This window comes from uncultured Mucilaginibacter sp. (assembly GCF_903913935.1).
Taxonomy (GTDB): Bacteria; Bacteroidota; Bacteroidia; order Sphingobacteriales; family Sphingobacteriaceae; genus Mucilaginibacter.
The window spans coordinates 1-5,327 of the sequence record NZ_CAIWNH010000173.1; the positions used below are offsets into that span (position 1 = coordinate 1).

Genomic DNA, 5,327 nt, shown 5'->3' on the forward strand with positions numbered 1-5,327 from the left:
CCCATAGTTAGCTTGCTATCGATGGCTTTGTGGGTTAATATATAATACCTGATACTCTCTTCAGCCCGGATGGCCCTGTCCTGTACAGTGACGGCAAAACGCCTTGCATACCAGAAAAGCAATATACCGCATATAAATAAGGTGGTAATTAGTATCGATCCGATAATGGAATCATTGGCTTTAACCTGCAAATAAATATTGACGATGGAGGTTATAGTACCGATAAGCAACAATGAAGCTAATAAGAAATGAAAGCCCTTTACATAACGTGCGTGATGGGCATAATTTTGTTCTGTCATAATGGTTTATTTTTTACGCCAATATAGATATTAATTGATCAACAGGCTTTTAAAAAAGGATATTTTATTGATACAGGCAAAGAACAAATACTTAAATTTTGTGTTAATGTTTTTAATCAAAAATTAACTATTTATGAATAATACAACCATTTCAGTAGAAAAAACATTTGCTATTGGCGGTGAACTTACCGTTAACAGGATGGGTTACGGCGCAATGCGCATTACCGGAAAAGGTATTTGGGGTCCGCCGAAAAATGAGGATGAAGCCCTAAGGGTGTTAAAAAAGGCGGTGGAACTCGGTGTAAATTTCATTGATACTGCCGATAGTTACGGCCCTTTTATTTCAGAAGAATTGATCGCTGAAGCATTATTTCCTTATCCTGATAACCTTGTAATTGCGACTAAAGGCGGGTTGCTCCGGACAGGACCTGATGAATGGCCGGTAAATGCGCATCCCTCTCATCTGCAAAAAGCACTCGACGGGAGTCTGAAACGTTTAAAACTGGACCAGATACCCCTGTATCAACTTCACCGTATTGACCCGATTGTGCCGTTAGAAGATAGCTTCGAATTTTTGCAGAAAGCGCAGGATGAGGGTAAGATCAGGCATATCGGTCTTTCGGAAGTGAACATTGATACTATAAAAAAAGCACAGGATTTTTTTGAGGTGGTGTCGGTGCAAAACATGTACAGCGTCGACAATCGTAAATGGGAGCAGGTATTGCAATATTGTAAAGCGCATAATATTGCATTTATCCCATGGTTTCCGCTAAATGCAGGTAATGTGGCAAGCCAGTTAATATTAAAGCAAATTGCCGAAAAACATAATGCAACGGTTCACCAGGTGGCCTTGAACTGGTTGCTGAACCATGCCGATAATATTTTGCTCATTCCAGGCACCTCGAAAGTTGACCACCTGGAAGAAAATTTGCAGTCAGTTTCTCTTGAGCTTTCAGGCGAAGATATCACCCTTTTAAACAGTATTTCACCACAGTAATATAAAAAAACTTTAAGCGGGTGATTTTATTTAAACCATTTCAATTAACGGGTGTCAAACTGCAATTCCCCTATCAAACCATGTTAATTATGAAAAAAGTTCAATTAATTTTTACAGCCATGTTATTGCTGAGCGCAATAGCGTGCAAAAAAAACAGTAGTACATCGCCTGTTATTAACGGCAATGTTTCAAACGCCGAAGCTGCAAGTATGGTTGCCGGTTCGGTTTCGCTTAACTCAAACGGTGTGGCAAGCCTTGCCGGCGATGCAACCATTGATGCCATTGCTATTGGCAACCTGCCTAATGCCTGCGGCACTATTAAATCAGACAGCATCTCAAGGCAAAGCAGCGCCGGATCCGCGGTTACATATAGTTATAAGTTGAAATATAGTTATACGGTAGATTGTAACAGCAGCAGCCAACCCGACAGCCTTTCGGGCGCGCTCACTTACAGCGGTTCATTTAACGGGCCCAATTTATCTTCAAGCAACTCCGGAAGTTCAATCTTTACGGTAAATGGTTTATTGCCTACAGCAACAGATTTTGTGATCAACGGCGAATTTAAACGTGCTGGTTCATTCAGCTCAAAAGTTGACACTACTCATCATGGCAATAGCAACGTAGCTATTGTGATCAACTCATTAACTATCCTGAAACATTCCCGAACTATAGTCAGTGGCAATGCGGCTATTTCTGTTACAGGCGATGTGCCCAATAAGGGGAGTTTTAGCTATACAGGGACGCTTGTATTTAATGGCAATGGCACAGCCACGTTAACACTTAACGGAACCGTATACGTGATCAAGCTTGATTCGGGCGATTGCGCGAGGGTATAAGTTATTAAATTAAAAAATGACAGGGAGCCTCCGTAATTTAAAAACGGGGGCTTTTTTATGCCAGGCAGTATCATACAGATGCAAGTTTAAAGGGCTTAATTTCATAAGTTTCCCATATTTTTTGGGTGATATAAGGCTCAGTTTGTTTCCAGCTTTCCAGTTGTTCCTCTGTTTCAAACTGCATCACCATTACCGAACCGATCATTTTGCCATCATCGTTTAAAATGGCGCCGCCGAAAATAAAACTACTGGACTTTTTGAGCTCCTTTGCCCCTTCAAAATGATCAGGACGTACTTTCATGCGACGTTCAAGGGCTCCTGCATCAGTATAATCATAAGCAGTTATTACATATTGTTTCATCGTAAATGATTTTATTGTTATCAAAACAAATACAAATTTCATTAATTATTTAAAAATGATGTTATTTTGGAAAAGATATTCAGGTTATGGCAACAAGAAAAATAAAAATAAAATAAATGTGTATTTTACATTTATTTCTTTAATATTTGCCTTGCCAATCAAAATAAACAACAATGAAGAGCCACTTGTACAAGGAATTTAATAAACTATATGATAAAGAAGCCGAGAATGCCTATTTTTCTCCGGGCCGTGTAAATCTTATAGGCGAGCATATCGACTATAATGGTGGCCTGGTAATGCCTTGTGCAATTACTTTTGGAACTTATTTGCTGGTATCACCAAATAATGACGGTGTTCTTCGTTTCAGAAGTTTAAATTTTGAAGAAAAACCCGACATCGCTTTACAAAATCATTACACTAAAACAGACGAAAAATGGTTCAACTATCCCCTGGGTATTTTTGAATATTTTTTAAAAGACGGGCATGATTTACAAGGATTGGATATGCTTTTTTATGGCGATATACCTATCAGCTCGGGCCTGTCGTCCTCAGCTTCCATTGAAGTGGTTACCGCTTTCGCTTTAAATGACTTGTTTGACGCCGGTTATTCCAAACTCGACCTTGTAAAACTGGCTAAATCTGTTGAAAATAATTTTATAGGGGTAAACTGCGGGATAATGGACCAGTTTGCTGTTGCTTTCGGCGAAAAGAACAAGGCGCTGATGCTGAACTGCGATACCCTTGATTACCAGGCGGTAGATAGTAACCTTGGCGATCATATCCTGGCCATTATCAACACCAACAAACCCCGCAAACTTGCCGAGTCAAAATATAACGAACGCGTACAGGAATGCCAGGCTGCTTTAACTGCCTTGAAACAGGAACTTGATATTAATAACCTGTGTGATATTGATACCGCTACTTTTAACCAATATAGCCATTTAATTACCGACAGCGTTATATTAAAACGGGCGCAGCATGTGATTGAAGAAAACGACCGTGTAAAACTGGCTGCAGTGGCGTTGAGCAATAATAACCTGGCGGAATTCGGCCGGTTGATGTATGCGTCGCACGATTCGCTACGTGATCTGTATGAAGTTAGCGGCCAGGAGCTTGATGCTATTGTTGCGTACAGCAAAACCGATGTTAATGTTGCCGGCGCCAGGATGACTGGCGCAGGTTTCGGAGGTTGCGCTATAGCATTGGTAAAAGAAAACGCCTTTGAAGATTTCAGCACTAACGTTATTGAATATTACACCGACAAAATAGGATATGTGCCCTCTGTTTACCGCTCGCTTATTGGCGATGGGGTAGGGGAGTTGGAACCATCAGTTATCAGAGGTTAATATCAATAATATCGAACACCAAATATTGAATAACGAATTTCCAAGTTTATTCAGATATTGCGATTGGTTTTTTTATTTCGGACTTTCAAACTAAAAAACTAATCTCTAATCTCTAACCCATGCGTAAACTAAAACTCGACGAGCTTAACCGTGCAACTATAGCTGAATTTAAAGCCGGGGAAAAGCTTCCGGTGGTGGTGGTGCTTGATAATGTGCGCAGTAGGCATAACATCGGCTCGATCTTCCGCACGGCAGACGGCTTTGCTGTCGAAAAAATGTGTTTATGCGGTATTACCGCCAGGCCGCCTCACCGCGAAATAGAAAAAACAGCACTCGGCGCCACACAATCTATCATTTGGGAATATTTTGATAGCCCTGTGCAGGCTGTTGATCAATTGCGTTCAGAAGGTTACACGATAGTCGCTGTTGAACAAGCGGAGAACAGTACCATGTTGCAGGATTTTGAAACTGTAAAGGGAGAAAAATACGCCCTGGTATTCGGTAACGAAGTAAATGGGGTAAGCGATGAGGTAATGGCAAAAATTGATGTCTGTATCGAAATTCCACAGTTTGGCACCAAACATTCTTTTAATATCGTCGTATCTGCCGGGATCGTTTTGTGGGATTTGTTTTCGAAGATGTCTTTTGGTTCATAGTTGATGGTTCATAGTTCATCGTTTTTATGCAAATGCCATGGACTAAAAAAAGAATATTAGCCCATAGCCATTTATAGCTATTATTAATTACGAACAAAAGACGATGGTTCATAGCTCACAGCCATTTGTAGCTGCCATGAACCATGAACCATGAACCATGAACTAATCCGCACCTACCACGAACTATGAACCATCAACCATGAACTAAAGGTGTATCACCTCGCCATATGCGTCTGCGGCAGCTTCCATAACTGCTTCGCTCATGGTTGGGTGCGGATGTATCGATTTAATGATCTCGTGACCGGTTGCTTCCAGTTTGCGCGCTGTAACTACCTCGGCGATCAATTCAGTAACGTTATGACCGACCATGTGGGCGCCTAAAAATTCGCCGTATTTGGCGTCAAATATCAGTTTTACAAAACCGTCTTTAGCCCCTGCTGCACTCGCCTTGCCCGAAGCAGAGTAAGGGAACTTCCCAACTTTTATTTCGTAACCAGCTTCTTTTGCTGCTTTTTCGGTATACCCTACAGATGCGATCTCCGGTGAGCAATAAGTACAGCCCGGGATGTTGTTATAGTTGATCGGCTCTGGGTTCAGTCCGGCAATTTTCTCAACACAGGTAATACCTTCTGCCGATGCTACGTGCGCAAGGGCCTGTCCTTTAACAATGTCGCCAATGGCGTAAACGCCTTCAATATTGGTGCGGTAATAGTCGTCAACCAATACTTTTCCTTTATCAGTTTTTACACCCGCCTCTTCAAGGCCGATACCTTCCAGGTTGGTTGAAATACCCACAGCTGACAACACAATCTCTGCTTCAAGTACTTCGGTA

The 5,327-nt window shown here is 41.4% G+C and carries 7 protein-coding genes; 4 read left to right on the plus strand and 3 right to left on the minus strand.

Annotated features, from left to right (window positions below):
- On the minus strand, nt 1–299 hold a 299-nt coding region (locus tag QZY09_RS06475; protein ID WP_295669802.1), incomplete at its 3' end, for a DUF6526 family protein.
- A gap of 133 nt (nt 300–432) precedes the next feature.
- Here QZY09_RS06475 and QZY09_RS06480 point away from each other — a divergent pair.
- The gene (locus QZY09_RS06480; protein WP_295669805.1) at nt 433–1,296 is read left to right on the plus strand and encodes an aldo/keto reductase; all 864 of its coding nucleotides are present in this window, start codon (nt 433–435) and stop codon (nt 1,294–1,296) included.
- Nucleotides 1,297–1,385: 89 nt separating this feature from the next.
- On the plus strand, nt 1,386–2,132 hold the full coding sequence (locus QZY09_RS06485) for a hypothetical protein (RefSeq protein WP_295669808.1): 747 nt from the start codon (nt 1,386–1,388) through the stop codon (nt 2,130–2,132).
- A gap of 70 nt (nt 2,133–2,202) precedes the next feature.
- Here the strand turns inward: QZY09_RS06485 and QZY09_RS06490 are convergent, their stop codons facing one another.
- Nucleotides 2,203–2,493 carry a YciI family protein gene (locus tag QZY09_RS06490; protein WP_295669811.1) on the minus strand — a complete coding sequence of 97 codons (291 nt, stop codon included), beginning with the start codon at nt 2,491–2,493 and terminating at the stop codon, nt 2,203–2,205.
- A gap of 173 nt (nt 2,494–2,666) precedes the next feature.
- Here QZY09_RS06490 and QZY09_RS06495 point away from each other — a divergent pair, with 173 nt between their 5' ends.
- On the plus strand, nt 2,667–3,839 hold the full coding sequence (locus QZY09_RS06495; RefSeq protein WP_295669815.1) for a galactokinase: 1,173 nt from the start codon (nt 2,667–2,669) through the stop codon (nt 3,837–3,839).
- 119 nt (nt 3,840–3,958) lie between these two features.
- Entirely contained in the window at nt 3,959–4,495 is a 537-nt protein-coding gene (locus QZY09_RS06500; RefSeq protein ID WP_295669818.1) for an RNA methyltransferase, read from the plus strand.
- 204 nt (nt 4,496–4,699) lie between these two features.
- Here QZY09_RS06500 and QZY09_RS06505 read toward each other — a convergent pair.
- The coding region (locus QZY09_RS06505) for an FAD-dependent oxidoreductase (RefSeq protein ID WP_295669821.1) at nt 4,700–5,327 on the minus strand (628 nt) is incomplete at its 5' end.